The organism is Phenylobacterium sp. (assembly GCF_036263695.1).
Taxonomy (GTDB): Bacteria; Pseudomonadota; Alphaproteobacteria; order Caulobacterales; family Caulobacteraceae; genus Phenylobacterium.
This window is the reverse complement of the sequence record NZ_DATAGM010000134.1, coordinates 1-2530: the sequence shown is the minus strand read 5'-3', so window position 1 is coordinate 2530 and position 2530 is coordinate 1. Positions and strand designations below refer to the sequence as shown.

5 protein-coding genes are annotated in these 2530 nt (G+C 68.1%); 3 read left to right on the top strand and 2 right to left on the bottom strand.

What is annotated here, in order from left to right:
* Window positions 1-279: NYN domain-containing protein (locus VHK87_RS05285; RefSeq protein WP_329633849.1), on the bottom strand; the 279-nt coding region annotated here is incomplete at its 3' end.
* Between the two features lie 39 nt (window positions 280-318).
* Here VHK87_RS05285 and folK point away from each other — a divergent pair.
* Window positions 319-828 carry a 2-amino-4-hydroxy-6-hydroxymethyldihydropteridine diphosphokinase gene (gene folK, locus VHK87_RS05280; RefSeq protein ID WP_329633848.1) on the top strand — a complete coding sequence of 170 codons (510 nt, stop codon included), beginning with the start codon at window positions 319-321 and terminating at the stop codon, window positions 826-828.
* Here folK and VHK87_RS05275 read toward each other — a convergent pair.
* Window positions 815-1324 carry a GNAT family N-acetyltransferase gene (locus tag VHK87_RS05275; RefSeq protein ID WP_329633847.1) on the bottom strand — a complete coding sequence of 170 codons (510 nt, stop codon included), beginning with the start codon at window positions 1322-1324 and terminating at the stop codon, window positions 815-817. The genes folK and VHK87_RS05275 overlap by 14 nt on opposite strands.
* 84 nt (window positions 1325-1408) lie before the next feature.
* On the opposite strand from VHK87_RS05275, the gene rpoZ reads away from it, so the two are divergent.
* Complete coding sequence (gene rpoZ / locus VHK87_RS05270; protein ID WP_329633846.1) at window positions 1409-1768, top strand: DNA-directed RNA polymerase subunit omega; 360 nt, start codon at window positions 1409-1411, stop codon at window positions 1766-1768.
* A gap of 26 nt (window positions 1769-1794) precedes the next feature.
* Window positions 1795-2530, top strand: a 736-nt coding sequence (locus tag VHK87_RS05265) for an HD domain-containing protein (RefSeq protein ID WP_329633850.1), incomplete at its 3' end; no start/stop codon positions are given.

Here is a 2530-nt window from a genome sequence, read left to right as displayed (position 1 = left end):
CCAGCGCTTGCGGCCCTGGGCGTCGGTGTATTCCCGCGCCGGCTTGGTCACCAGCCGGAAGCCGTTGTAGTCGAGCCAGTCCACCAGCGGGCGGATCGGCGAGTACTCCTGATCCTCCACCAGGGCCGTGTAATAATAGGCGCGGATCAGCTTGCCGCGCTTGCGGAACTCCTCCAGGAGCTTGCGGTAATCGATGTCGAACCCCAGCCCCTTGGCGGCCGAATAAAGGTTCGCGCCGTCAATGAACAAGGCCAGCCTGTCCGTGGGATAGAAGGTCATCCTTGGAGGGGGTCCTGCTTCTAAGGGAGCGCTAGAGTCTTGGATCTGGACGAAATCGTCGTAGTCGCCCTGGGCGGCAACCTTGCGGGGAATTTCGTCTCGTCCGAAGCCCTTCTGGAGGCCGCCGTGGCCAAGCTGGTGGAGGCGGGATTGCCGGTTCTGGCGCGGTCCGGCTGGTGGCGTTCGGCCGCCTGGCCTGACCCGTCAGGCCCTGAGTATCGCAACGGCGTCATCCTTGTCGAGGCGAACCGGGGGCCGGACGCCCTTCTGAACACACTATTTCAGGTGGAAGCGGCCTTCCGGCGGACGCGCGGGCGCAAGAACGCGCCCCGCACCCTGGACCTGGACCTGATCGCCTACGGCCGGCTCGTGCAGGAGACGCCGGGCCTCACTTTGCCCCACCCGCGGGCTCACGAGCGGCGGTTCGTTATGGGCCCGCTGGCCGAGGTCGCCCCGGGTTGGCGCCACCCCGAGCTGGGCCGCACCGCCGCGGAGTTGGCGGCCTGCGCAACAATCGGCGCCGACGCCCACCCCGTCAGCCGGTCCTGAACCGGAAAACCGTTCCGTTCCAGTTGCTTGCATCCGTCAGATCTTCCAGGCCGGAAAGCCTCGGCTGGGCCGGGATCACGCCGCGCCAGAAGGCCAGCGCGCCGGTGTTGCGGCGCGCCACGGCCACCTCCCACACCCCCGGATGCTGCTGGAAGACCTGGCGCGCCGCAGCCGCGCCGACGCCGGCCCGGCGATGTTTCCGCACGACGAAGAACTCGGCCACGTTCCAGTCCACCGGCCTCGCCCCATGGTGGTGACGATTGATCCGGCAAAAGCCCGCCAGTCGCCCGGCGGCCCTTAGAAGCAGCGGTACGCGGTCGGGGTCGCTCCAGTAGGATTCGAGGTAGGCGTACGGCTCGAAACGCCCGTCTTCCCCCAGCTCGCCCTGCTCGGTTCCGGCCCAGTGCTCCGAGAAGTCGTGGGTGTAGAGCTGGAACAGATTGGCCAGCGTCGGCAGCCCGCCTGGCCCGGCCCGTTCGAGACTGACGTCGGTCATGGCGCGCCCCCGGTCATGCGGCATTGCACAATCGCCCTTCGACCGCTATCTTTCCAGGTTCTTCCTCCCCGCTAGAGAGACTCCATGGCCCGCGTCACGGTCGAAGACTGCATCGAGAAGGTCCCCAACCGCTTCAGCCTCGTGCTGCTGGCGGCCCATCGCGCGCGCGCCATCTCGTCCGGCGCTCCGCTGGCGGTGGACCGGGACAACGACAAGAACCCGGTCGTGGCCCTGCGCGAGATCGCCGAAGACGTGGTGGACGCCGAAGAGATGCGCGAGAGCCTGATCGGCACCCTGCAGCGCGTCGACGAGCGCTCCGAGGCGGAGGAAGAGGCCGAAACCCTGGCCCTGCTGGCCGACCCGACCCACATGCAGATGAGCGAGCTCGAGCTGGTTCGCGCCCTGCAGAGCGACCGCGATGGCGGTCAGGAGGAGCGGTACTGAGCCTGCCCGGCGCAGATCCGCTCCCTATCGAGGCGGCCCGAGCCGCCGCCCCTCCCAAAGACGCGCCCGCTCCGCGGCCGAAGTACCTTCGCCAATACGAACTGATCGAGAAGGTCAAGTCGTACGACCCCACCGCCGACGAGGCGCTGCTCAACCGCGCCTACGTCTATGCGATCCGCATGCACGGCTCGCAGAAGCGGGCCTCGGGCGACCCTTACTTCGCCCACCCGATCGAGGTGGCCGGGATCCTGACGGACTACCGGCTCGACACGGCGACCATCGTCACCGCCCTGCTGCACGACGTGATCGAGGACACGGTCGCCTTGCGCTCGGATATCGCCGAGCGGTTCGGCGACGAGATCGCCGAGCTGGTGGAGGGGGTGACCAAGCTCTCCCAACTCGAGCTGCAGCACGAGCACACCCGCCAGGCCGAGAACCTGCGCAAATTTATCCTGGCCATCTCCAAGGACGTGCGGGTCCTGATGGTCAAGCTGGCCGACCGGCTGCACAACATGCGCACGCTGGAGCACATCAAGAGCCCGGCCAAGCGCGAGCGGATCGCCCGCGAGACCCTCGACATCTACGCCCCCCTCGCCCGCTCCATCGGCGTGCACCGGATCTGTTCGGAGCTGGAGGAGCTGGCCTTCGCCCACCTCAATCCGGTGGCCCGCGACGCCATCCGCCGCCGGCTGGAGGCGCTCCGCACCGAGCAGGGCGGCGCGGTGGCCATGGTCTCGGGCGAGATCGCCTCGAAACTGGAGA

Coding starts and splice junctions, on each gene's coding strand:
- rpoZ (WP_329633846.1), top strand. CDS start 1,409: ATGGCCCGCGTCACGGTCGAAGACTGCATCGAGAAGGTCCCCAACCGC.
- VHK87_RS05275 (WP_329633847.1), bottom strand. CDS start 1,324: ATGACCGACGTCAGTCTCGAACGGGCCGGGCCAGGCGGGCTGCCGACG.